The sequence below is a fragment of the Pseudonocardia sp. genome, from assembly GCF_050246655.1.
Lineage (GTDB): Bacteria > Actinomycetota > Actinomycetes > Mycobacteriales > Pseudonocardiaceae > Pseudonocardia.
In genome coordinates this window covers 13,566-38,377 of sequence record NZ_JBFWVQ010000012.1, presented here as the reverse complement: position 1 = coordinate 38,377, position 24,812 = coordinate 13,566, and the positions used below count along the sequence as shown (strand labels likewise).

Here is a 24,812-nt window from a genome sequence, read left to right as displayed (position 1 = left end):
CGCGACGGTGGCTACCGCGCGCCCTCCAGAAGGTGGTGCAGCAGCAGGATCTGGGTGATGGCCAGGGGTGCGCTGTACTCGTCCGGCCCGATGCGTCCGAAGAACTCGGGGACACCGGAGTCGGGGTCGCCGAAGGCCTCCCACATCGCCTTCACCGCGGCGGCCCCGTCCTCGGGCGGGACGTAGCCGTGGACGTGCAGGCTGTCGACCGGCCGCCCGTCGACGTCGCGGGCCAGGCGCAGGTGCATCACCTGGGACACCTCGTGGGTCAGCACGCCGGCGAGATCCGGCTGGGGGATCGTCGCGCGCAGCAGGATCTCCGCGGACAGCGGGGCGCCGGGCCGGCCCGGGATCGGAGCGAACCGGACGACGATGTCGGCGCGGCCACGTTGCGGCCGGACGAAGGCGACGGCGTCCGCCTCCCGAGCCGCGAGCTCGGCGAGCACCTGGTCCGGGGTGTAACCGCGGGTGGTGGTGTCGCGCCGCAGCTTCCAGTGCCTGCGGATGTCCTCGGCCGGGTCGAGGAACACGGTGACGTCGAAGCAGGCCCGGGCGAGTGTCGTGTGCAGCGGCAGCAGCCCGTCGACGATCACGAACTCCCGCGGCTCCACGAGCTCCGGCCGGGTGAGCCGGCCGGAGCGGTGGTCGTACACCGGCTTGAGGACGGCCTCGCCGCCGGCGAGCAGCCGCAGGTGCTGCTCCAGGATCGGGATGTGGTGGGTGTCCGGGTGCAGCGGGGTCACGGGTAGCGCGCGGCGCTCGACGCGGTCGTGGCGCAGGTAGTCGTCGGTCGAGAGGTGGGCGCAGCGGTCCGGGCCGAGCGCGGCCACGATCCCCGCCGAGATCGTCGACTTGCCCGCTGCGCTGTCTCCCGCGACGGCCAGCATCACCGGGCGGGCGCGCCGACCCGATCCGGAAGCGCCGGCCCTGCGGATTCGCACGGTCTTGCCTGCCACGGCGCGATCAGAGCTGCGCGGGGACGCGCCCCGCTGCGGTGAATGCCGCGCGCGCGACCGCGACGACCGACAACCCGAGATGCACGGCGACGTCCTGGCCCGGCCCGCTCTCGCCGAACCGGTCGATCCCGACGACCTGGTCGCCCGGACCGGCCACCGCCCGCCAACCGGTCGTCACGCCGGCCTCGATCCACACGACCGGAGCCCCGGGTACGGGGACCGTGCCCACGCGCAGCGCCTCGTCGTAGCGCTCCCGCCAGGGGACCGAGACGACGCGCGCGGCGACCCCGCGGGCGTCGAGCAGCCGCGCCGCCTTCAGCGCCAGCGACACCTCCGAGCCGCTCCCGGCGAGCACCACGTCCGCGGGCCCGTCCGGTTCGTGGACGGTGCGGGCGCCGTGCGCGCGGACGTCGTCGAGGCCGCTGCCACCGAGCACCGGCAGGTCCTGGCGGCTGAGCACAAGCACCGTCGGGCCGTCCAGGTTGGCCGCGGCGATCTCCCAGGCGAGGGCGGTCTCCGCGGCGTCCGCCGGGCGCAGCACCGTGAGGCCCGGGATCAGGCGCAGCGACTCGACGTGCTCGATCGGCTGGTGCGTGGGGCCGTCCTCGCCGACGTACACCGAGTCGTGGGTGAAGATGTGCACGACCGGCAGCTTCATGAGGGCCGCGAGCCGCAGCGCGGGACGCAGGTAGTCGGAGAACACCAGGAAGGTGCTGCCGAACGGGCGCAGGCCGCCGTGCAGGGCGATGCCGTTCATCGCGGCCGCCATGCCGTGCTCGCGCACTCCGAAGTGGATCGTCCGGCCGCCGTACTCACCGGGGCCGACGTCGCCGCCGGGGATCGCCGTGCCGGTGGAGGAGGCGAGATCGGCGGAGCCGCCGACCAGCGCCGGGTACACGGCGGCGAGCGCCTTCAGCGCGGCCGCCGAGGACTTCCGCGTGGCCGCCTTCCCGCCGGCCGCCGCCTCGTCCGCGAGCGGGGTCAGGACCGAGAGATCCGCCGCGGCCGGCACGCGGTCGAGGGGAAAGGCCTCCGCGAGATCGGGGTGGGTCGCGCTCCACTGCGCGTGCACCCGGTCCCACCGGGCGTGGGTGGCCGACCACTCGGCCCGCCGCTCGGCGACCTGCAGCCGCACCGCCGTCGGGACGTGGAACGCGGTGGGCGGCCAACCTGCCCGCTCCCGCATGGCCGCGATCGTGTCCTCGCCCAGCGGGCTGCCGTGCGCCGCCGAGGTGCCCTCGATCCCCGGGGCGCCGTAGCCGATCGTCGTGCGGACGGTGATGAGGGTCGGCCGGTCCTCGCGGGCCCTGGCCTGGGCGAAGGCCAGGTCGAGCGCCTCGACGTCGTTGCCGTCCTCGACGCGCAGCACGCGCCAGCCGTAGGACTCGAAGCGGGCCGCGACGTCGTCGCCGCAGCTGCGGTGCGCTGGCCCGTCGATCGTCACGTCGTTGTCGTCGAAGATCACGGTGAGCTTGCCGAGGGCGAGGCGGCCCGCCAGCGACGCCGCCTCGTGGCTGATGCCCTCCATGAGGCACCCGTCACCGACGAGCGCCCACGTGCGGTGGTCGACGACGGTGTGCTCGGCGGTGTTGCAGCGCTCGGCGAGCATCCGCTCCGCGAGCGCCATCCCGACGGCGTTCGCCATCCCCTGTCCCAGGGGGCCGGTGGTGGTCTCGACGCCGGGGGTGTAGCCGTACTCCGGGTGCCCGGGGGTGCGCGAGCCGAGCTGGCGGAACCGCTGCAGCTCGTCCAGCGGCAGGTCGTAGCCGGTCACGTGCAGTAGCGCGTAGAGCAGCATGGAACCGTGCCCCGCGGACAGCACGAACCGGTCGCGGTCCGGCCACCGGGGATCGGCGGGGTCGTGGCGGAGGTGGCGCGACCACAGGACCCAGGCCGTCGGGGCGGCGCCGAGCGGCAGGCCGGGGTGGCCGCTGTTCGCGGCCTGGACGGCGTCCGCGGCGAGGAACCGCACCGTGTCGATCGCGAGCGCGTCCTGGTCGCCGGAGAGATCCGCCAGGCCGTCGCGCCGGGGGGAGAGTTCGACCTCGCTGCTCATGCCGCCATCTCCGCCAGTGCCGCGTTGCGCATCTCCTCGGCCCGCTGGGTCATCGTGCCGGGACCGTTCAGCAGGGCCGAGCCCGCGCAGAAGACGCGGGCACCCGCACGCGCGGCAGCGCCGATCGTCGCGGCACCGATGCCGCCGTCCACCTCGAGCTCGATGTCGAGCCCGCGGCGGTCGATCTCGGCGCGTGCCTGGGCGATCTTCGGCTCCATCGACGCGATGTATGACTGGCCGCCGAACCCGGGGTTCACCGTCATGACGAGCAGCAGGTCCACGAGGTCCAGCACGTTCTCGACGGCGGAGAGCGGGGTGGCGGGGTTGAGCGCGACGCCCGCGCCGGCACCGAGGTCGCGGATGCGCGACAGCGTGCGGTGCAGGTGCGTCGTGGCCTCCGCGTGCACGATGACGATCTCGCACCCGGCCTCGACCCACCGCTCCAGCATCGGGTCGGGGTCGACGACCATGAGGTGCGCCTCGAAGCCCATGTCGACGTGGCGGCGGCAGGCCGCGATCACGTCAGGGCCGAAGGTCATGTTCGGGACGAACCGGCCGTCCATCACGTCCCACTGGATCCGGTCCACACCGGCCTTCTCGATCTCCTCGACCTGGCGACCCAGGTCGGCGAAGTCCGCGGGGAGCACCGATGCGACCAGCATCGGCGACACCTGTTCCGCCATCTGTTCTCCTTCTCCGACGTGCTGCCGACGCTAGGGAAGCGCTGCGCGACGGTTCGTCCCCCGACCTGGGGGGACTGCGGGGGGAAAGCGGCCGGTGGGGCGCCGTGGCTCTAGCCTGTGGTCATGGTGACGCCGGACAGCGGGCCCGTTCGGGTGGTCCTCGTCGACGACCACGAGATGGTCATCGAAGGGCTGAAGGCGATGCTGGCCGCGTTCCGCAGCCGGGTCCGGGTGGTGGGCCAGGCGGTGGGCGCGGACAGCGCCCTGCCCGTCATCCTCGGGCTCGCGCCGGACGTCGTGCTCTGCGACGTCCGCATGCAGGGCACGAGCGGGCTGGACCTGTGCCGGGCCGTCCGGGAACGCGACCCGCAGCGCAAGGTCGTGCTGCTGTCGGTGTACGAGGACGAGCAGTACCTCTTCCAGGCGCTGCGGGCCGGGGCGTCGGGCTACCTGATCAAGAAGATCAGCGGGGAGGAGCTCGTCACCCAGATCGAGCGCGCCCACGCGGGCACGACGGTGATCGACCCCGGCATGGCGGCGCGGGCGGCGGACACCGCGGCCCGCCTGCAGCGCGACGAGTACTGGCCCGGTGCGCGGCGCGGCCTCACGCAGCGGGAGAGCGAGATCCTCTCGTTCATGGTCTCGGGGCTGTCGAACCGCGCGATCGCGGTCCGGCTCGTGATCAGCGACGAGACGGTGAAGAGCCACCTGCGCTCGATCTACCGCAAGCTGGAGGTGAGCGACCGCACCAGCGCGGTGGCGACGGCGCTGCGCGAGGGGATCTTCCAGTGACCGCACCGGACAGCGCCGTCCCCGCGGGCGCGACGCCGCCGGGGATGCGCGGGCTCATCGACCCGGACCGCGAGGTCGCGCTGCTGCTCGACATCATCCAGCTGACGGCCACGGGCCCCGAGGTCGAGCCGCTCGCGGCGGCCGTCGCGCGCATCATCACCGAGGCGACGGCCACGGACGTCTGCTTCGTCCACGTCCTGGACGACTCCGAGCGCGCGCTCACCCTCGCCGGCGCGACGCCGCCGTTCGACGAGCAGGTCGGCCAGGTCCACCTGCCGCTGGGGCTCGGCGTGTCGGGCTGGGTCGCGAGCCACCGCCAGGCCGTCGTGATCACCGAGCGCAAGGAGGCGGACCCGCGCTACCTGCCGATCCCGGCGCTGCGCGGTGCGGAGTTCACGTCGATGGCCTCGATCCCGATGGAGATCCGCCCCGGCGGGCTGGTCGGGGTGCTCAACGTGCACACGGTCGAGCGGCGCGAGTTCACGGCGCGCGACGTGGAGCTGCTGCGGGTCATCGGTCGCCTCGTGGCGGGCGCGCTGAACCAGGCGCGCCTGCACCGGCGCCTCGCCGCCCGCGAGCGTGCCCACGAACGCTTCGTGGAGCAGGTGATCGCGAACCAGGAGGGCGAGCGGCGCCGGATGGCAGGCGACATCCACGACGGGATCTCCCAGCGCCTGATCAGCCTCTCCTACCACCTGGACGCGGCGTCCAGCGCCGTCCGCGACGACCCGGGCGCGGCCGCGGGGCAGCTCGTGCAGGCCCGCGAGCTGCTCGGCCTCGCCCTGGACGAGGCCAGGGCGGCGATCGGCGGGCTCCGTCCCCCGATCCTGGACGATCTGGGGCTTGCCGGGGGGCTGGCGAGCCTCGCGCGGTCCACGCCGCAGCTGGAGCTCACCGTCGACCTCGCCGATCACCGGCTGACCGAGCACGTCGAGATCGCCCTGTACCGGATCGCCCAGGAGTGCCTGCAGAACATCGTCAAGCACGCGCGCGCCGACGTGGCGACGCTCCGCTTCGGGGTGTTCGACGGCGTGGCCCGGTTGGAGGTCGCCGACAACGGGACGGGGTTCGACACCGCAGCCGTCGCGCCCGGCCACCGGGTCGGTCCCGGTGGCTCGGGCGGTTCGGATGGTGGGTACGGCTTGCGGTCGATGCAGGAACGGGCCGAGCTGGTGGGCGGGCGGCTGCGGATCCGGTCGCGGCCCGGTGCGGGCACGACGGTCACCGTCACCGTGCCGCTGCGGGGACCGGACATGCGCTGATCCGCCCGCCCGACCGGTCAGGCGGGCTGGAGCTCGCCGCGCAGCCGCACGGCCGCGGCGTTGGCCGCGACGCGCTCGGCGAGTGCGTCCTGGCCGGCCGTCACGAGCTCCGGGTCGCCGTGCCATGCGGCGAGCGCCGGGTCCACCAGCGCGCGGCCGAAGGAGAACGTGAGCGGCCACGGGGTGCTGTGGCGCTGCATGGCTTCGAGGTTGGCCGTGGCCCGCTCCGGCGACTGGCCGCCGGAGAGGAACGCGACGCCCGCGAGGTCCTCCGGCCAGGTGCGCAGCACCTCGACGGTGGCCTCGGCGACCTGCTCGGGCGTGGAGACCTGTGGGTTGTCCTTGCCCTCGACGACCATGTTGGGCTTGAGCACGATCCCGGCCAGGTCCACGTTCAGCAGCGCGAGCTCCTCGCGGACGGCCGCGTGCACGGCCGCGGTGACCTCGGCGCAGCGCTCGATGGTGTGCGTGCCGTCCATCAGGACCTCGGGCTCGACGATCGGCACGATGCCGGCCGCCTGGCAGGCCGCCGCGTAGCGGGCCAGTGCGTTGGCGTTGCTGCGGATCGCGCCCGCGCTCGGGAGCTCGTCGGTGATCGTGATGACCGCCCGCCACTTGGCGAACGACGCGCCGACCTCGGCGTAGTGGGCGAGCCGGCCGGGCAGCCCGTCGAGGCCCTCGGTGACCGTCTCGCCGGGTAGCCCGGGGCAGGGCTTCGCGCCGGTGTCGACCTTGATGCCGGGCAGGATGCCCAGCGCGTGCACGGCCTGGGCGAACGGGCTGCCGTCGCCGAAGGTCTGGCCGAGCGTCTCGTCGCAGAAGATGATGCCCGACGCGCCGTCGGCGAGCCCCGGCGTCGCGGACAGCAGCTCGCGGTAGATGCGGCGGTTCTCGGCGGTCGCCTCGACCCCGGCCTTCTCCAGGCGTGAGGACATCGTGCCGATGCTCTCGTCGGCCGCGAGGATGCCCTTCCCGGGCGCCACCATCCGCGCGGCGGTCTGCCGGCACGAACTCATGAGTAGGTCCCTTCGTCGTGGATTCCGACCGGAACCTACGAGCGGTCCCCGGAGGCTGGCCTCACCCAGCTGGTGGAGCCGGCGGGGGAACAACACACTTAAGCTATCGTCGAATTGTTCGCGGTGAAGTCTCGATAGACAGGTTGACTATTCGTGGCCAGGATCTGTGGCATGGCAGATCGCTGGAACGCCGGGGTCATCCCGTACGCCGAGATGGGTTACTGGCAGCCGGACTACGTCCCCAAGGACACCGACGTCTTGTGCGCCTTCCGCATCACTCCGCAGGAGGGGGTGCCGCCGGAGGAGGCGGGCGCAGCCGTCGCGGGTGAGTCGAGCACCGCCACCTGGACGGTGGTGTGGACGGACCGTCTCACGACCTTCGAGCACTACCAGGCCAAGTGCTACAAGGTCGAGGCCGTGCCGAACACCCCCGGGCAGTGGATCGCGTGGATCGCCTACGACCTCGACCTGTTCGAGGAGGGCTCGATCGCGAACCTCACGAGCTCGATCATCGGCAACGTCTTCGGGTTCAAGCCGCTCAAGGCGCTGCGCCTGGAGGACATGCGGATCCCCACGCACTACGTCAAGACGTTCCAGGGGCCTGCGCACGGGATCGTCATGGAGCGCGAGCACCTGAACAAGTACGGTCGCCCCCTGCTGGGCGCCACCACCAAGCCGAAGCTGGGCCTCTCGGCCCGCAACTACGGCCGCGTCGTCTACGAGGCGCTGCGCGGCGGCCTGGACTTCACCAAGGACGACGAGAACATCAACTCCCAGCCGTTCATGCGCTGGCGGGACCGGTTCCTGTTCTGCATGGAGGCGGTGAACCGCGCGCAGGCCGCCACCGGCGAGATCAAGGGCCACTACCTCAACATCACCGCCGGCACGATGGAGGAGATGTACGAGCGGGCGGACTTCGCCAAGGAGCTCGGCTCGGTGATCGTGATGATCGACCTCACGATCGGCTACACCGCGATCCAGTCCATCGCGAAGTGGGCCCGCGCCAACGGCGTGATCCTGCACCTGCACCGCGCGGGCCACGGCACGTACACCCGGCAGAAGACCCACGGCATCAGCTTCCGCGTCATCTCCAAGTGGATGCGCCTGGCGGGCGTGGACCACATCCACGCCGGAACCGTCGTCGGCAAGCTGGAGGGCGACCCGAACACCACCGCAGGTTTCTACGAGACCCTGCGGGACAACAGCATCAAGGCCGACCCGGTCAAGGGCCTGTACTTCGACCAGGAGTGGGCCTCGATGCCGGGTGTCATGCCCGTCGCCTCCGGCGGCATCCACGCCGGCCAGATGCACCAGCTGCTGCACTACCTCGGCGAGGACGTCGTCCTGCAGTTCGGTGGCGGCACGATCGGCCACCCGATGGGCATCGCCGCGGGTGCCGAGGCCAACCGCGTCGCCCTGGAGGCGATGATCAAGGCCCGCAACGAGGGTGCAGACTATCTCAAGGAGGGTCGGGAGATCCTCAAGAAGGCCGCCTCCCGCAACCGCGCGCTGGACACCGCTCTGGCCACGTGGGGCGACATCACCTTCAACTACGAGTCCACCGACACCCCGGACGTCGTCGCGACGCCGACGAGCGTCTGAGGAGGCCGAACGTGCGTATCACCCAGGGCACCTTCTCCTACCTGCCCGACTTCACCGACGAGGAGATCACCAAGCAGATCGAGTACTGCCTGGACAACGGCTGGCCGCTGTCGGTGGAGTTCACCGACGACCCGCACCCGCGCAACACCTACTGGGAGATGTGGGGCCTGCCGATGTTCGACCTCAAGGACCCCGCCGGCGTCCTGCTGGAGGTCAACGCCTGCCGCAGCGCCAACCCGAACGCCTACGTCCGGCTCAACGCCTACGACGCGAGCCTCGGGCGGCAGACCACGGCGCTGTCCTTCATCGTGCAACGGCCGAAGGAGGAGCCGGGCTTCCAGCTCGTCCGCCAGGAGGCGTCCGACCGGCAGATCCGGTACACCACCACCGCCTACGCGACCAACCGTCCCGCCGGGGACCGGTACCCGCAGGACTGATCCATGACGACCGGACAGAACGGAACCGACCGGAAAGCCTTCGGGTTCACGCCGGGCCAGCAGTCCGGTCCCCAGCTCGAGCCGACCCGATCGGACACGGAGCCGGTTGAGCACCTTCCCGCCGACGCCGTCGTCGACCTGGCCACGGCGCGGCGGGAAGCCGGGATCGACGACGTGCTCGGCAGGCTCGACGCCGAGCTGGTGGGCCTCGCTCCGGTGAAGACCCGTATCGCCGAGATCGCCGCGCTGCTGCTCGTCGACCGGATGCGGGCCCGGTACGGGATCACCGCCCCGCAGCCGACCCTGCACATGTGCTTCACCGGCAACCCGGGGACCGGCAAGACGACCGTCGGCATGCGGATGGCGGAGCTCCTGCACCGCCTCGGCTACCTGCGCCGCGGCCACCTTGTCAGCGTGACCCGCGACGACCTGGTGGGCGAGTACGTGGGGCACACCGCCCCGAAGACCAAGGACGTCGTCAAGCGGGCGATGGGCGGGGTCCTGTTCATCGACGAGGCCTACTACCTCTACAAGGTCGAGAACGAGCGCGACTACGGCTCGGAGTCGATCGAGATCCTGCTGCAGGTCATGGAGAGCAACCGCGACGACCTCGTGGTGATCCTGGCCGGGTACGCCGACAAGATGGACACGTTCTTCGCGGCGAACCCCGGCATGCAGAGCCGGATCGCGCACCACATCACCTTCCCCGACTACACGGTGGGCGAGCTCGAACAGATCGCCGGGTTGATGACGCGGGACCTGGGCTACTCGCTCTCGGCCGAGGCCCAGGACGTCCTGCACAGCTACCTGGAGAAGCGGGTCGACCAGCCCTGGTTCGCCAATGCGCGCAGCGTGCGCAACGCGGTCGAGCGGGCCCGGTTGCGTCAGGCGCGCCGCCTCGTCGAGGGGGAGGACACCCGCGTCGACCTGAAGGCGCTGACCACCATCGAGGCGCCGGACCTCCTGGTGTCGCGGGTGTTCAGCGAGGAGGCGGAAGCCGGGTTGACGGTGCGTTCGGCATGAGTAGGGCGGGCCGGTGACGAGGTGACCACGAACGCGAGGCTGCGCGCACTCGTCGAGCTGGCCGACGCCGGCTCGGTGAGAGCCGCTGCCGAGCGCCTCGTGGTGACCGAGTCGTCGGTCTCGTCGTCGATCAGCGCGCTGAGCAACGAGATCGGCGCGCCCCTCGTGCGGCGACACGGCCGCGGCGTACGTCTGACCCCGGCGGGCGAGCGGTACGCCGACTACGCACGCCGGATCCTCGGGCTGCACGCGGAAGCCGTGCTCGCCGCGCGCGCCGAGGCCGATCCCGAGCACGGGGCGGTCCGCCTCGCCGCGGTCACCACCGCGGGTGAGCTGCTGATCCCCGCGCTGCTCGCGTCGTTTCGCGCGAAGCACCCCGCGGTCGTCCTGCGCCTCGAGGTCGGGCCGCGGGGCACCGTCTGGCCGATGCTGGGCCGCCACGAGGTCGACCTCGTCGTCGCGGGGCGGCCACCGGAGGACCTGAGCGTTGCGCGCGTCCGGGCCATCAGCCCGAACACGCTGGTCGTCGTGGGCCCGCCGGAGGCGCAGGTCGGCTTCGACCCTGCGCGGGCCACCTGGCTCCTGCGCGAGCCCGGGTCGGGCATGCGCGCCACCTGCATGTCGCTGCTCGACGGGCTCGACCTCGCGCCCACCCTCATGACCCTCGGCTCCCACGGGGCCGTGATCGCCGCCGCCGTCGCGGGCCTCGGGGTCACGCTGACGTCGCGGGAGGCCGTTCGCCGCGAGCTCGCCGCGGGGACGCTCGTCGAGTTCCCGGTCCGCGGGATGCCGCTGGACCGCCCGTGGCACCTCGTCAGCCAGCCCTCGCCGACCGCCTCCACCGAGCTGCTGGTCGAGCACGCCCTCGACCACCGCGATCTCGGGTGGCGGGGGCCCGGCCGGCCGTAGCCCACGGGCCTGGTCGACGGCCCCGTCCGGCGCATGCCGGCGATCTTCCTGGTGCCCGACGGGCCTGCTCGGACCCACTTTGCCCCCGCGCGCCCCCGAGCAGGGGGATGGCCCGGGGCGACGACGTCGGCAGGCTCGTGACGTACGGCGCCGAGGCATGCCGCGACGCCCGGTCCACCCACCCGCCTGAGTGAGGACGCCATGCTCTCCAGTCACACGACGCTCGCCCAGTTCCTCATCGAGGAGCGGCGGCGCCACCCCGGGGCCAGCGGCGGGCTCAACGCCCTGATCCTGGAGATCGCCCTCGCGTGCAAGGCGATCGCGAACCGCGTCTCCGCGGGGGCGCTGGGCGGGGCGCTCGGCAGCGTCGAGCGCACCAACGTCCAGGGCGAGGTGCAGCAGAAGCTCGACGTGATCGCGAACGACTACTTCCTGCGCGCCACGGAGTGGAGCGGGACCATCGCCGGGATGGCCTCCGAGGAGCTCGACGAGCCCTACCGGCTGCCCGCGCAGCACCCCCGCGGGAAGTACCTGCTGCTGTTCGACCCGCTGGACGGCTCGTCGAACATCGACGTCAACGTGTCGGTGGGCAGCATCTTCTCGATCCTGCGTGCGCCGAACCCGGGGACCGACCCGGCGCCCGAGGACTACCTGCAGCCCGGGTCCGCCCAGGTCTGCGCGGGATACGCGATCTACGGCCCGTCCACGGTCCTGGTCCTGACGGTCGGCCGGGGCGTGCACTCGTTCACCCTGGACCGCGCCCTGGGCGAGTTCGTCCTGACGCGCGAGGGGATCGAGGTGCCGCAGCACACCCGCGAGTTCGCGATCAACGCTTCCAACCAGAGGTTCTGGGAGCCCGCGGTGCAGCGCTACGTCGCCGAGTGCCTCGCAGGCCACGCCGGTCCGCGCCACAAGGACTTCAACATGCGCTGGGTCGCCTCGCTCGTCGCGGAGACCCACCGCATCCTCACCCGGGGCGGGGTGTTCCTCTACCCGCGCGACGAGCGGGACCCCAGCAAGCCCGGACGCCTGCGCCTGCTCTACGAGGTGAACCCGATCTCGTTCCTCATCGAGCAGGCGGGCGGTGCCGCGAGCACCGGGCGGGAGCGGGCACTCGACGTCGCGCCGACGGCCCTGCACCAGCGGGCCCCGTTCGTCTTCGGTGCGCTCGAGGAGGTCCAGCGCATCGAGGGCTACCACCGTGACCACAACGACCGCGCGAGCTCGCTGCCCCTCTACGGGCAGCGGGGGCTGTTCCGGGCCGCGGCGAGCTGAGGAGGCGACGCGATGTCACGCAAGCACCCGATCATCTCGATCACCGGCTCGTCGGGGGCCGGGACCACGTCGGTCATGCGCACCTTCGCGCAGATCTTCCGCCGCGAGGGGGTCACGGCGGCCTTCGTCGAGGGCGACAGCTTCCACCGCTTCGACCGCGCCGAGATGAAGGCGGCGATGGCGCAGGCGCAGGCGAGCGGGGACAGCACGTTCAGCCACTTCGGCCCCGAGGCGAACCTGCTCGACCAGCTCGAGGAGCTCTTCCGCAGCTACGGGGAGACCGGCTCGGGCAAGGTCCGCCGCTACCTCCACGACGAGGGTGAGGCGGCGCCCTACGGGCAGGAGCCGGGCACCTTCACGCCGTGGGAGGCGCTGCCCGACAGCACCGACGTCCTCTTCTACGAGGGGCTGCACGGTGCGGTCGTGACCGACAACGTCGACGTCGCCCAGTACGCGGACCTCAAGATCGGCGTGGTCCCGGTCATCAACCTGGAGTGGATCCAGAAGCTGCACCGCGACCGGGAGTCGCGCGGGTACAGCGCCGAGGCCGTGACGGAGACGATCCTGCGGCGGATGCCCGACTACGTGAACTACCTGTGCCCGCAGTTCTCCTACACCGACGTGAACTTCCAGCGGGTGCCCGTCGTCGACACGTCCAACCCGTTCATCGCGCGCACGATCCCCCTCGCGGACGAGTCGATGCTGATCATCCGGTTCCGCGACCCGCACGGGATCGACTTCCCGTACCTGCTCTCGATGATCCACGACTCGTTCATGTCGCGGCCGAACACGATCGTGTGCCCGGGCGGGAAGATGGACCTGGCGATGCAGCTGATCTTCACCCCGATGATCCTGCGGCTGATGGACCGTCGGCGCACGGAGCTGACGCTGCAGGGGTGACCCACGGCGGCGGGGTCCCGATCGGGCCGGGGCCCCGCCGTCACACCGCGATCAGCTGCGGCAGCGTCAGTCCGTCGAGGCGTGGGTCGTCCGCGGTGACGAGGCGTTCGGCGGCCAGGGTGTCGAGCGAACGCTGCGGGCCCGGGACGATCCCCAACTCGCCCAGGCCGTCGAGCTCGTCGCGCACCAGCAGCGCCACGCGCTTGCGATCGGCCGGGGTGAGGTCGGCGCTGTTCCAGGCCCTGGCGATGGCGTCGGTGCGCAGCGCCCGGAACGTGTCCCGGTGGCCGTGGATGAGCGCCACTCCCGCGGCCCGAATGAGGTCGTCCAGCTCCGGGAAGCGCCAGTCGTCGCGTTCGGTGCGGCACTCGACCCGGACGACGAGGTAGTCGACGCCGGTCGGGGGTACACGCTCGCGCCCGTTGCGTAGGTGCAGCCTGCCGTGATGGATCACCGGGGTCCCGGCCAGCTCGGACTCCGGCGATGCGAGCACGGCGAGGTACCCGGGACGGACCGCGGTACCACCGCCGCCGGGCGAGACGAGTGCCGCGTGCAGCGCCAGCACGGGTTGCGCGCCCGCCGAGGAGAGCACCGAGTCCAGGCCCGTGGAGATCCGGTCGGCCACCACGGCGGCGGTGGCCAACGGCGGGCCGAGGAGCGCCGCGAGCCCGCTCATCAGCTCGATCGCGGTGCCCAGAGGGCCGTCCGTGCGGGCCTCGTACAGCGCTGCCTCGACCTCGACCGTCCCACCTGCGAACGGCAGCAGAGTGGTGATCGGGAAGTCGAGCTGCGCTCCGGGAACGGTCCATGCGTCCGGCGGGCGGCTGAAGGAGGTGAACGTCGCCCGCTCGCCTGCCGACACGTCGAGTGAGACGCCGCCGTGCAGCGCGGGGAACTGGTTCGCTCCCCACACGCGCTGCCGGGCGAGGAAGCCCTCGGCCAGCCACAGCCGAAGGTATCCGGCATGGGGATGGATCGGCTCGCCGTCGGCGTCCGGCATGAACCGGACCGTGACGTGTTGGGCGTGGTCGGTGACCCACGACGCCACGCGCTGCCACATACGATGCAGGAGCTTCTCGGGCACCTACGACACTCCCTCTTCGACGGTGACGCACAGCAGGACGGGCCTGTCGTCGGCGGCCAGCTCGTGGACCTCGTGCGCCAGGTCGAGGATCTCGGCTGCACGCAGCGGCTGCGCGTCGCGGGCGACGGCGCGGGCCACGGTCTCCACGACCCGCTGCGCGATCGCGTCCGGGAGGGCCGGCACCACGAGCACACCGCCCGCACCTGCGTCGCGCAGCTCGCGTGCGAGCGTCTCCATCCCCCGCCCGGACCGTGCCGCGAGCGATCCCGTCCCGGGTTCGGTCTGCAGCACGACCAGCGGCATGCCGGCGGGCCCGAGATCGTCCGGCGCGAGCAGCTCCTCACCTTCGAAGGAGCCGCGCGCGGTCTGCGCCCACCCCCGCTCCGCATACGCGGGCGGCGGGGTCGACGGTTCGAACGCCCCTTGCGAGGGCAGCGACGCCTCCTGCGAGGGCGGCCGTGGAAGCGGCGGCAGAACGGACGGCGACCAGTACTGGCCCGCCGTCCCGTCGCGCACCCGCAGCCGCCAGCCCGCGCGGGTCTCCACCGCCGTGCCGACGACGTGCACGCACGCCCGCGGGCCGGGTCCGGCGCCTGCCGAGGCCGGCCGCATCTGGGCCGGCCCGCGGAACTCCAGGCGCGCCCGACCCTGGCGGGCGACCGGCAGGCGCCACCGGAGCACCTGGCGGGTGAGGCGGGGCAACTGGACCCGCACCAGCAGGTGGGATGCCGGGCCGACGCCCGGCTCGCCGTCGACGGTCGCGACCACCCGGTAGCCGCGCGTGCCGGCCTGCTCGCGCACAAGCAGCACGTCCGTTCCGCGGTCCACGACGCCGTACACGCGCTGGTCCGTTGTGCCCTGCTCCGGTGGCGCCGCGGGCGCGAAGGGGTCGGCCCTTCCCGCCGACGTGGACGGGACGGATCCGTCCGCCCCCGGCCGTTCCCATATCGGCCGCGTGGACGGCGGCGTGGACGGCCGCGTGGACGGCCGCTGCGGAGCGTTCTGCGTATGGGCCCCGCGGGGGAGCCGTCGCCACACGGCCAGGCCGATGCCCCCGGCGATGAGCACCGCGGCCAGGACCAGGACGACGACACCGCCGCCCGTGAGCGGTCCCGGCTGCGCCACGGGGGTCGTCGGGCCGGTGGTGGGCGGTGGGACAGGCGGTCGGGTGGGCGGTCGGGTGGGCACTGCCCCGACCGCCGCGGTGGCCACGAATGCGGGCGCTGAGGTGGGCGACACGGTCGGCCGTACGGTGGGTGATCCGGTGGGCGATGGCGGTGTGGTGGTCGATGTGGCGGGCTGGTGCTCGACAACCATCCCGACCGGCGAAGCCGCCCGTTCCATCGTCAGTGATGCGCCGAGTGCGGCGGCGAGCGCGCCGGCGAGTACGAGTGCGGCGGCGACCACGACCGGCCAGGTCCGCCGACCCCGCGGTGCGGGGCTCGGTGGAGCGCGGAAGGCAGGCGGTCCGCCGGGGGCGGCCGGTGCGCCGGTCGGCAGCGACCACTGTTGCGGGTAGCCCGGTTCGTGGCCCGCGGCCGGCGGGAGGACCAGCGGGTGGGGGTCGGGCGCCGAGGGCGGGGTGGCGACACCGGCGGCCCGCGCCTGTGGGCGCGATCCGAGGGCAAGGGCGTTGCGGGCCGCGGTAGCGAGCGCGCCCGCGGTCGGGTAGCGGTCCTGGGGATCCTTCGCCATCCCTTTCGCGATCACCTCGTCGAAGGCCACCGGTGCACCGTGCTCCGACGGCCGGGGCGGGGGCGTCCTGAGGTGCGCGAACATCAGCGCGGCGAGCCCGTCCACGGGGTAGGGGCGCTCGCCGGTGAGTGCTTCGTAGAGCACGCAGGCCAGCGAGTAGACGTCGGCACGCCTGTCAGCGTCCTTCCCCGAGAACCTCTCGGGGGCCGTGTAGTCCAGGGTACCGACAGCTGAACCGGCCATGGTCAATCCGACGGCAGAGTCGTCGGACAGCGCGCGGGCGACGCCGAAGCCGGTCAGGTAGGCGAAGGTGGTGCTCCTCCCCGCCTCGGCGAGCCGCACCGTGGCCGGCTTGACGTCGCGGTGGGCGATGCCCTCGTCGTGTGCCGCGTCCAGCGCCTGCCCGACCTGGGCGATCACCTCGACGGCGTCGTGTGGGGGGAGCGGGCCGGCGCGGTCGATGACCTCGTCGAGGTTCGCCCCCTCGACGTGGCGCATGTCGAGGAAGAGCCGCCCGTCGATCTCGCCCCACCGGTGGACCGGAATCACGTGCGGTTCGTTGAGCCGGGCGACGACCAGGAGCTCCCGCTCGAACCGCGCGCGATAGTACGGATCCTCGCCGAGCTCCGTACGCAGTAGCTTGAGCGCCACGACGCGATCCGCGGCGGTGTCGTGCGCGCGGTAGATCTCGCCAGTGTCGTTGCGGTCGAGCAGCTCCTCCAGCCGGTACGGCCCGAACCGCGAGCCCCGGCGCCCCTCCGGCTCGAGGGCGGGCCGCGACGCGTGGCCGGCGGCGACGGGCGTGGCCGGCTGCGGCCGAGCCGCGAGTGCGAGCTCCGGTGACGGGTCCGCCGGTGCGGTCGGCCACTCGCCCGCGACCAGACGGCGCGCCAGGTCGCGGCGGTCCGGCCAGCCGGACCACTCCGGCTGGTCCGGCAGCGGGGTCTTCACGAGCGGGCCGATCCGGCGCAGCCCCGGCCAGCCGTGACCCGCCCGGCTAGCCGTGAGGACGTGCAGGATCGCAGCGCGTGCCGCTGCCTGCTCGTCGCCCGCCAGGCGGAACGCGTCGACGGCCTGCTCGAGGAGCGTGCAGGCGTTCGCCGGCAGCCGCAGCGCGAGCAGCTCACCCTCGGCCATGGCGATCTCACCGCGCAGGCGCGGCGGGAGGGCGATGACGACGTCCGGCACCTGCGGCGATGGGTTGAGCAGCGCCCCGGCCCGGAGCAGAGCCGCGACAGCGGACGGTTCGCCGAGCAGTGGGCGCGGCGGCCGTTGCACCAGCCGCTCGTACCGCAGCGCGGCCTCGCGCTGCACGCCGGCGGTCCGGTCGCCCTGCAGGATCGCCGCTTCCAGCAGGTCGAGCCACTCCGCGAGGGTGCTGCCGGCCGACGGCAGCACCGCGACGTCCGGCCCCGGCCCGTCCCCGACGATCCGGGTGCGCCACCACGACTGCGCGCCGCCCGCCTGCTCGGGGCTGCGGGGGGACTCGCCGCGTACGAGCGCAAGCGCGGGCCACACGGCGTCGGACGCGGTGCCGGCCCGGGCTGAGTGCAGGATCGACGTGGAGAAGCTCAGCGAGCGGAACACCCTGCTCAGCTCGGCGAGCTCGCGCTCGCAGAGGGAGATCGTCGAGGGGTCTTCGCCGGCGGCGACGGCGTCCTCACGGCGGCGGCGCAGCCAGTCCGCGGCGCCCGGCGCGTCACCGTCCGCGGCGAGCCCCCGTGCGACCGCGAGACACAGCGGCGGTGTCCGGCGGTGCCACCACTGGGTCGGCCCCCGCTGGGGCAGGTAGACGTCCGCGACCTTGGCAGCCGCGACGGCGTCGCGGGCGACCGGGCGCCAGGCGAGCTCCAGAGTGAGGGTCGCTGCGACGAGCCGCTCGGCGTCGATGTCGGCGACGCGTGGCAACGCCTCGGACCGCCACTGCTGGACCGGCAACGTATCGGGCGCGTCGCCGCGGGCGACGGCGAGAACGACCCGGGCGAGCCGGGCGCGGTCCCGCGGCCGCAGCGGCGGGCGCCAGTCCGGCCAGCGGTCGGCCGGTGCGTCATCGCCGGGGTCCGCGAGCGCCCGGTCCGCGGCGGCCACCGCGTCGTCGATCTTGCCGCGCAGGGCAGAGGCGCGCGCCCGGACGAGCAGCACCGCGGCGACGATCTCCGCAGGCGTCTCGGCCAGGATCCCGTCGTCGGGCAGCGGAAGGCGGTCGAGCACCTCGTCGGGCGCGGCGTCCAGCGCGGCGAGCAGGCTGTCGAGCGGCAGGCCGTCGCGGTGTTCCGCCCAGAGCGCGCGGATCCGGCCGGTCACGCCCGCATCGTTCTCGCCTGCCGCGACCCGACCGCAGAGCGCACGGAACTCCAGTACGCGCGCAGCCTCGGGGTCCGGATGCCGGGCCGCGAGCGCGCCGACCTGCCGCCAGAGCGGCCCGAGGACCGCAGGACCGGGCAGCCGCAGCTGCGCCGCAGCCTGGGTGGCCAGGATCGCGGCCTGGACGGTCGGCCCGTCCCCCGCCGCCCGGACGGCCTCGACGCCGGCGGCCCGGGCGACGGCCTGCAGGGCCCAGTCGAAGCCGCCATCGGCCGCCGCGATCCGCGATTCCAGGTCCCGCCACAGCGCTGCGGCCCCGCCCACCGGCAGCAGCCGCAGCGCCGCCTCGACCGCCTCGACCGCGAGCTCCGGCACCGGCGTGGCCTCGATCAGCGTGTGCAGGTCCGCGGCCAGGGCGCCGGTGTCCAGCGGGAACCGCTCGGGATGCGCGGCGAGGACCGCTGACAGCCGCGGCCGCAGCTGCTCGTCGATCTCCACGACGTCGGGACGCCCGTCCGCGTCGAAGCTCACGGCCGACACCCACTCTTGGCCCACCAGACCGGAGAACGCGGTGTCCACGTCGATCCCGCGGCGGACCAGCGCGGCTTCGATCATGGTCCGGTCGAAGCGGCCGAGCTCGACGGCGGCGGGCAGGCAGTCGCGCACCTCCGAGGACGGCAGGCGCGCGAGGATCCGCTGCTCGACGTAGGGGTCGCCGGGCGCGTCCCGCAGGGCCTCGGGGTCCAGGTCCGGTGCGCCGAGCGCCCAGTCGCAGTAGCAGGCCAGGTCGTACGGGTTCACCCCACGCCCCGACGGCGGGGTGCAGCGGGCCAGCACCGCGTCGCGGAGCTGCGGGTTCAGCGTCGCACCGGGGTCGCGCCGGTCGAGGTACTCACGGGCCTGCGCGTCGCTGAACCCGCCGAGCCCGACCACCTCCAGGTACGGCCTCGGGTCGAGGACAAGGCCGCCCGAGGAGCGGCCCCCGGGAGGCGGCACGAGCCATCGGCGCCCGGCCAGCACGACCCGCATCGTCGGTGCCTGCTCGTGCAGCCGCTCGAGCAGCTCGAACGTCCTGTCCACCGCCGGTGCGCGGCCACCCGGTGGGTGCAACTTGGCCAGCTCCTCGCAGGTGTCCAGGACGAGCACCACCAGGCCGCCGAGATCGACGAGGTAGCCCGCGAAGGCCTCGACCGCCTCGTCGAGCAGGCGGGTGTCGAGCGCGTCCGGCGCCGCCATGCTCTCGTGCAGGTGGGCCAGAGCGTCGTCGGAGGCACGGAACGCGGACTCGGCCTCCCGAGTGGCGCTGTAGGTGAACAGCTCGCCGACCAGGGCGAGCAGCAGTTCACCGGGCCGACCGTAGGGGTAGCGGGGATCGAGGTGGTCGAAGTCGATGCGGGCCACCGCCGGGTGTGCGAGGCCGTGCCGGGCGGCGAACCGGCCCGAGGCGAGGTCGCGCACCGCCATCGTCTTGCCGACGCCGCCGTCGCCGAGCAGGTGCACCGCCCAGGCACCGCCATCCGGATCGAGCAGCCGCAACAGGGCCTCGTCGACCTGCGGATGAGGCAGGTAGTGCGCGACGGTGCGGGCATCGAGGGCCTGGCGGTGTCCGCGGTCGATGCGCCACTGCGCGCGCCGGGCCGAGGACACCAGCGGCTCCCCGAGCACGTCACCCAGTGCCTGCGCGGCGGACACGACGCCGAGCGCGTCCGCGGACCGGCCGCTGGTCACGAGGGCGTCCACCTCGGTGAACAAGGTCAACCCGGACGGGTCGTCGAGGTGGCGCTCGACGACGGCCAGCCACGGCCTCATGTCCTCGCCGTGCTCGCCGGGCAGCCCGGCGAGGGCGCGGGCGAGCTCGCGCAGCCCGTTGCGCAGCTGTCCGGGCGTGCGTTCGGACCGCAGATGGGTGCCGACCTCGGCACGCCGCGACGCGGGCAGCCAGAACGCGGAGAGCAACCGACCGTCCCGGTCGACGTCGATCCGCCGCGCGAGCAGCCCCACCGCGTCGAGCCGGTCCAGCAGGACGTCGAGCGACTCGTCCCCGGGCGGGAACCCCACGGCGGCCGCGCGCTGGTCCGTCCATTCCGGAAGCGCCGCCAACCACAGCAGCGTGGCCGGTGCGAACCGCGCGATGCGCCGTCGGCGGAACTCGGCCTCGATCTCGTCGAGCTGCAGACCCGCGCTCACAGCCGGTACTCCGGGTGGGCCTCGACGTAGCGGTTCCAGGCGTGCTCGTCGTCGTTGCGCCGCCCGCTCTCGTTAGCCACCGCGACCTGGACGGCGAAGTAGAGACGGTCGGCGACGCTGGTGGGCCGCCCGCCCACCATCTGCAGCGTCGCCTCCCAGTGTGCGGCCCGGCCGGGAAGCGACGTGTAAACGGCGCCGAACACCTGCCGCTCCTCGGCGGGCTTCGTGGTCCACGGGTGCAGGAGCACCCACTGGTAGCCGACGACGCGCTCCTCGGGCGTGAGGTCGTCCATCGGGTGGACGAGGAAGCCAGGACGGCCGGTCGCGCTCCAGAGGGCCACGGTGCCGCCGTCGCCGAGCGTCGTCGATGCGGTCAGTACGACCGGAGCCGGCCGCTCGGGCCGTCCGAGCCCGTGTGCATTGAGCATCGAGAGCAGGCAGCCCAGCGCGGTCAAGGGGCCGCGACCGTCGTCCGGGGGCGGTCTCGACCACTCGTGAACGTCGTCGCACAGGACCACCGCGCGCGTGTGTGGCCCGAACGGCGCGCCCCAGACGGTGGCGGCCCGGCGGGCGAGCTCGTCCAGATCCTCGGCGAGCAGGTCGCGGGTGAGTATCGGGTCGACGTCGCCGGGTCGGTCCAGCAGGGAGCGCAGCGCCTGCCGCAGGGTGGCGCGGGCCAGCGCCGGGACGTCCTGCTCCATGGCAGCGGCCAGCGCCGCACCCTCGTCCCCGAGCTCGAACCGCAGCGTCAACGGTACGAACGGCGGCAGCTCCATCAGCTCGGCGACGAGCACGACCCGCCAGAGCAGGGCGTGCACCAGCCCCCAGGAGGTGGTGGGCATCGTGCGCGGGTCCTGGTACGGGCCGAGCAGCAGGGGCACGTGGCCGTCGCGCAGCACTCGCCAGCCGATCTCCTGGAGCAGGCGGGTTCCGCCCATCCCGGAGGTGGGGCCCTTGGCCATCACGGTGATGACCCCGACCGGGCTCGACGGCTCCACCGCCGTGTCGGCCGCGGCCAGGACCTCCTCACGGCCGATGAACACCGGCTCCCGGCGTAGGCCGAGAGTGTCGGACAGGCGGGTGAGCGCGGTGGCCGTCTCCGCGTGGACCAGCCGCTGCGCGGGCTCGACGTGCTCGCCGAGGTACAGCGCCGGGAGGGCCCAGTCGATGTCGGCGCTCGGCTGCTCGGTGCCGAGCAGGGCGGCGCGCCTGCCGTGTGCCGACGCGGTGACGACCGGCTGCCCGTCGTGGAGCGCGGCGGCCAGCCTGCGGGTGTAGAGCCGGCACGCGGACTCGCGCACCTCGCCCGCCATGGCGGACACGATCGGTATCCCGCCCGCGACGAGCCGCGCGGCGAGCGGAGCGGCGTCGGCCGGGCCGTCGCCCGCCTCGGCGGAGGACGCGGTGTGGCACACCGAAAGGGCCACCGCCAACGGCCGCTCGCCACCCGCGCCGAGCGCCGCGAGCAGCCCGGCGGCGTCGATCTCCTGCTCGGCGCCCGCACCGTCGGCGAGCAGGACGACCGGCTCGCCGTCGGCCCGGCGCACCCCGTGCGCCACCAGGTGCACGAGATCGGGTCGCCAGCGGTCGAACGCGGCGTGCAGATCCTCGGCCGAGGCCTTCGCGATGGCGCGCGCCCGGCAGCGGCCGGCGAGATCGAACTCGCGCAGCAGGCCCATGTACATCGCGCCAGGGCGGATCGTCGGGTCGGTCAGCGCGACGCTCGTCGCGAACAGTACCGACGGGACCCTGGTGACCGTGCGGACCGGCGTCGGCGGGGCCGGGACCAGCCGCGTGACGGCGATGACGGCGGACGGATGGCCGGCCAATGGACCGATCCCGTCGCGCATCGCCTCCCACACCAGCCGGTGCAGGTCCCCGTCCGCGGCGGGCCAGCGCAGGGCCAGCTCGACCGCGTGGGCGCGGACGACCTCCGGATGGGCCAGCACGACCGGCCACGCGGGCGCCAGCAGGCACTCGAAGAGCCACCGCCCGTACGTCGCCACGTCCTCCTGGCGGGTGCGGCCCCGCGCGATGCGCCCCAGCAGGCCCGAGAGCTCGTCCCGGTCGCCGGTGCACAGCGCTGTGTGCGGTTCACCCGGCTCCGGTGCACGTTCCGGCGGCGTGGCCGGCACCCGCCGCCGTCCGAGGTCCGTCGATGCCATGGGGTAGACGCTCAGCACCTCGCCTTCGGCGCTGCCGGAGCGGACCGTCACCCGCCATCCGCCCGCCGCACCGGCGGCGTCCACACGTACGACGATCCGGTGCATCAACCGCCTCCGGGACCGTCGGGGGCCGCCGCGAACAACTGCGCGGTCAACCGCCGGGTGAGGTCGTCGAGGTCGGACACAGGGGCGGCGGCCAGGTGACCGGTCGGGCCACAGGTCGCGAGCAGAGCGGGCAGCGTCGTACGGAGGTCGTCGAGGTGCCCGGACCCGGAGCGGGCCGCGAGCGCGCGGTAGGCGGCGACACCGCCTGCGACGCCGTACCGGGCGGCTTCGCGCCGACTCCGCCCCGATACGAGGGGACGGGGGGTCTGCAGTGCGGCCGCCCATGCGTGGACCCCGTCGTCCGCCGCGAGGGTGTCGTCCTCCCCACCGCACACCACTCGCATCGGTACCCCTTCGATCGGCAGTTCGACGAGCGCCGAGGCCGTCTGCGGAGTGAGCCGCACGTGCTCGCTCACCTCCTCGCACGGCAGCGGGGCCTCATCCGCGGTCGACAGCTCGGCCAGCCACTCCAGGACGTCGGCCGCGGCCGGGCCGGTGTTAACCCAGCCGGCGGCGCGCGCCAGCTCACCCATCAGGGCGGTCCGCACGGGGGGCGGCGGGTACCGGCTCGCCGCCGACGGGGTCGTCACCATCCGGGCCGGATCGCCGTGGTGCAGTTCCTCGACGGCCCATGCCGCCGCCGGACCGACCGTCAGCACCGCGAAAGCGTCCGCGAACGCCTCCATCGCCCACGCGGACCAGCAGGCCGCGCGTTCGTCCCCCACCGCCACGCCGAGGACCGTGCGGGTCTCGGCGACGAGGCCGAGATCGTGCTGCACGTGATGCCCGGTCTCGTGGGCGGCCAGTACGAGCCACCACGGCTCGTCGGCACACAGCGCGGGGAGCGCGACCACCGGGATCGGCAGCTCACGGACGAACTCGCCCACGACGGCGTCGCCCGGTGCCCGCAGGTCCGGCGGCACCGACACCCTCGGGGTGGCGAAGGCGTCGAACCGGGGATCGAGGTACACCAGCGGACCGGCGGGAGGCTGCCGCCCGAGCGCGGCGAAGGCCTCGGACCAGCAGCTGCGGACCACCTCGTCTGCCGCGCGCAGCACCGTCGCGGCGCTGCCCAGGCGCTGGTCGTACTTCGCCGCGTACCACTCGTGGGTCCTGCGGACGAGGGAGATCCGGTGGTCGGCGGCACGGCACCGTTCGTAGACGAGCCCACTGGCGGTCGCGTCGGTATCGATGGCGACGATCTCGGCCGCCACCGCGTCCAGCATGCCGCCGAGAACCCGTTCGAGCACGGCGAGGTGCCCGGCGAAGCGGGCGAACGCGTCATCGGCGCGTCGGACAGCGAGCCACTCGCCGATCTCCGTACGCAGTACGCACACCGCCCGACGCGATCGGGCCAGACGTTCCCGGGTGCGGAGCCCGGACAGGTCACTCGGCCGCACGCGACAAGCATCGCGCACGGCCGGTTGCGGGCACACCGCTTTGTCGCAAGGGCAGACGCCGGCTCGGGCGCCTTGACAACGTACAACCGATCGGTTGTATATTGTTCGCGTGACCGAGGCGGACGAGGACCGGGCGGACGCCCTGTTCCACGCCCTCGCCGACCGGACCCGACGCGACATCATGCGCAGGGTGCTGGCCGGGGAGTACTCGGTCTCGGCGCTCGCGGCGAAGTACGACATGAGCTTCGCCGCGGTGCAGAAGCACGTCGCCGTCCTGGAGAAGGCCGGCCTGCTCGTCAAGCGGCGCAAGGGCCGCGAGCAGCTGGCCAGCGGCGACGTGACGGCGGTGCGGTCGGTGGCGTCACTGCTCACCGAGCTGGAGCAGGTCTGGCGCGGCCGCATCGCCCGCATCGACGAGCTGATCGCATTCGACCCGGCAACCCCGTCCGAACGGAAGGACTGACCATGCCCGTCATCGACGTCACGCAGGACCTGGACACCCGGACCCTGACCATCACCGCCGAGTTCGCCGCACCGGTGGAGCGGATCTGGCGGATCTACGCCGACCCGCGCCAGCTGGAGAAGGTCTGGGGCCCGCCGACCTACCCGGCCACCTTCGTCGACCACGACCTCACGCCCGGCGGCCGGGTGACCTACTACATGACCGGCCCCGAGGGTGAGAAGTTCGCCGGCTACTGGAAGGTCACGGCCGTCGACGAGCCGCGGACCTTCTCGTTCGAGGACGGGTTCGCCGACCTGGACTTCCAGCCGAACCCGGACCTGCCGGTCTCGACGAACGTCTACACCTTCTCCGAGCACGACGGCCGCACCCGTGCGACCTACGTGAGCACGTACGAGACCGCCGACGGTCTGCAGAAGGTGCTGGAGATGGGTGTCATCGAGGGCGCCAGCGCCGCGATCAACCAGATCGACGAGCTCGTCGCCTCCTGAGCCCGGCGGA

At 73.4% G+C, this 24,812-nt stretch carries 18 protein-coding genes; 10 read left to right on the top strand and 8 right to left on the bottom strand.

Annotated features, from left to right (window positions below):
- Positions 1 to 11: 11 nt before the first annotated feature.
- The 3 genes from AB7J25_RS06680 to rpe are packed head-to-tail and all read right to left on the bottom strand — an operon-like array spanning position 12 to position 3,695.
- Entirely contained in the window at positions 12 to 956 is a 945-nt protein-coding gene (locus tag AB7J25_RS06680) for a phosphoribulokinase (RefSeq protein WP_428506160.1), read from the bottom strand.
- A gap of 7 nt (positions 957 to 963) precedes the next feature.
- Positions 964 to 3,012 carry a transketolase gene (gene tkt, locus AB7J25_RS06675; protein ID WP_428506158.1) on the bottom strand — a complete coding sequence of 683 codons (2,049 nt, stop codon included), beginning with the start codon at positions 3,010 to 3,012 and terminating at the stop codon, positions 964 to 966.
- Entirely contained in the window at positions 3,009 to 3,695 is a 687-nt protein-coding gene (gene rpe / locus AB7J25_RS06670) for a ribulose-phosphate 3-epimerase (RefSeq protein ID WP_428506156.1), read from the bottom strand. Before rpe ends, tkt begins: the two co-directional genes overlap by 4 nt.
- Positions 3,696 to 3,818: 123 nt before the next feature.
- On the opposite strand from rpe, the gene AB7J25_RS06665 reads away from it, so the two are divergent.
- Both AB7J25_RS06665 and AB7J25_RS06660 read left to right on the top strand, forming a co-directional pair.
- Positions 3,819 to 4,487, top strand: a complete 669-nt coding sequence (locus AB7J25_RS06665; protein WP_428506154.1) for a response regulator — start codon at positions 3,819 to 3,821, stop codon at positions 4,485 to 4,487.
- Positions 4,484 to 5,749: a GAF domain-containing protein gene (locus AB7J25_RS06660; protein ID WP_428506152.1), complete on the top strand. Its 1,266-nt coding sequence runs from the start codon at positions 4,484 to 4,486 to the stop codon at positions 5,747 to 5,749. The genes AB7J25_RS06665 and AB7J25_RS06660 overlap by 4 nt, the downstream gene beginning before the upstream one ends.
- Before the next feature lie 17 nt (positions 5,750 to 5,766).
- Here AB7J25_RS06660 and AB7J25_RS06655 read toward each other — a convergent pair whose 3' ends face one another.
- Complete coding sequence (locus AB7J25_RS06655) at positions 5,767 to 6,765, bottom strand: class I fructose-bisphosphate aldolase (RefSeq protein WP_428506150.1); 999 nt, start codon at positions 6,763 to 6,765, stop codon at positions 5,767 to 5,769.
- A 171-nt stretch (positions 6,766 to 6,936) separates the two neighbouring features.
- On the opposite strand from AB7J25_RS06655, the gene AB7J25_RS06650 reads away from it, so the two are divergent.
- The 6 genes from AB7J25_RS06650 to AB7J25_RS06625 all read left to right on the top strand — a co-directional run bounded on the left by AB7J25_RS06650 (position 6,937) and on the right by AB7J25_RS06625 (position 12,911).
- Positions 6,937 to 8,367 (top strand): form I ribulose bisphosphate carboxylase large subunit, encoded by a 1,431-nt coding sequence (locus tag AB7J25_RS06650; protein ID WP_428506148.1) that lies wholly within the window; start codon positions 6,937 to 6,939, stop codon positions 8,365 to 8,367.
- A gap of 11 nt (positions 8,368 to 8,378) precedes the next feature.
- On the top strand, positions 8,379 to 8,804 hold the full coding sequence (locus tag AB7J25_RS06645) for a ribulose bisphosphate carboxylase small subunit (RefSeq protein ID WP_428506146.1): 426 nt from the start codon (positions 8,379 to 8,381) through the stop codon (positions 8,802 to 8,804).
- Positions 8,805 to 8,807: 3 nt separating this feature from the next.
- Entirely contained in the window at positions 8,808 to 9,827 is a 1,020-nt protein-coding gene (cbbX, locus tag AB7J25_RS06640; RefSeq protein WP_428506145.1) for a CbbX protein, read from the top strand.
- Between the two features lie 21 nt (positions 9,828 to 9,848).
- Positions 9,849 to 10,736: a LysR substrate-binding domain-containing protein gene (locus tag AB7J25_RS06635; RefSeq protein WP_428506143.1), complete on the top strand. Its 888-nt coding sequence runs from the start codon at positions 9,849 to 9,851 to the stop codon at positions 10,734 to 10,736.
- Between the two features lie 201 nt (positions 10,737 to 10,937).
- Positions 10,938 to 12,011 carry a class 1 fructose-bisphosphatase gene (locus AB7J25_RS06630; RefSeq protein ID WP_428506141.1) on the top strand — a complete coding sequence of 358 codons (1,074 nt, stop codon included), beginning with the start codon at positions 10,938 to 10,940 and terminating at the stop codon, positions 12,009 to 12,011.
- Positions 12,012 to 12,023: 12 nt separating this feature from the next.
- Positions 12,024 to 12,911: a phosphoribulokinase gene (locus tag AB7J25_RS06625; protein ID WP_428506139.1), complete on the top strand. Its 888-nt coding sequence runs from the start codon at positions 12,024 to 12,026 to the stop codon at positions 12,909 to 12,911.
- 40 nt (positions 12,912 to 12,951) lie between these two features.
- Here the strand turns inward: AB7J25_RS06625 and AB7J25_RS06620 are convergent, their stop codons facing one another.
- From AB7J25_RS06620 to AB7J25_RS06605, 4 genes are read right to left on the bottom strand one after another with little or no spacing between them, the layout of a single operon-like run.
- Positions 12,952 to 13,995: a hypothetical protein gene (locus AB7J25_RS06620; RefSeq protein WP_428506137.1), complete on the bottom strand. Its 1,044-nt coding sequence runs from the start codon at positions 13,993 to 13,995 to the stop codon at positions 12,952 to 12,954.
- A complete protein-coding gene (locus tag AB7J25_RS06615) occupies positions 13,996 to 20,181 on the bottom strand; it encodes a protein kinase domain-containing protein (protein WP_428506135.1) in 6,186 nt (2,061 codons plus the stop codon). It lies immediately after the preceding gene.
- The gene (locus tag AB7J25_RS06610) at positions 20,178 to 22,451 is read right to left on the bottom strand and encodes a CHAT domain-containing protein (protein ID WP_428506133.1); all 2,274 of its coding nucleotides are present in this window, start codon (positions 22,449 to 22,451) and stop codon (positions 20,178 to 20,180) included. The genes AB7J25_RS06615 and AB7J25_RS06610 overlap by 4 nt, the downstream gene beginning before the upstream one ends.
- Complete coding sequence (locus tag AB7J25_RS06605) at positions 22,451 to 23,788, bottom strand: hypothetical protein (RefSeq protein WP_428506131.1); 1,338 nt, start codon at positions 23,786 to 23,788, stop codon at positions 22,451 to 22,453. Before AB7J25_RS06605 ends, AB7J25_RS06610 begins: the two co-directional genes overlap by 1 nt.
- A 172-nt stretch (positions 23,789 to 23,960) precedes the next feature.
- Here AB7J25_RS06605 and AB7J25_RS06600 point away from each other — a divergent pair, with 172 nt between their 5' ends.
- The gene (locus tag AB7J25_RS06600; RefSeq protein ID WP_428506129.1) at positions 23,961 to 24,314 is read left to right on the top strand and encodes an ArsR/SmtB family transcription factor; all 354 of its coding nucleotides are present in this window, start codon (positions 23,961 to 23,963) and stop codon (positions 24,312 to 24,314) included.
- A 2-nt stretch (positions 24,315 to 24,316) separates the two neighbouring features.
- The gene (locus AB7J25_RS06595) at positions 24,317 to 24,802 is read left to right on the top strand and encodes an SRPBCC family protein (RefSeq protein WP_428506127.1); all 486 of its coding nucleotides are present in this window, start codon (positions 24,317 to 24,319) and stop codon (positions 24,800 to 24,802) included.
- The last annotated feature ends 10 nt before the right edge of the window (positions 24,803 to 24,812 follow it).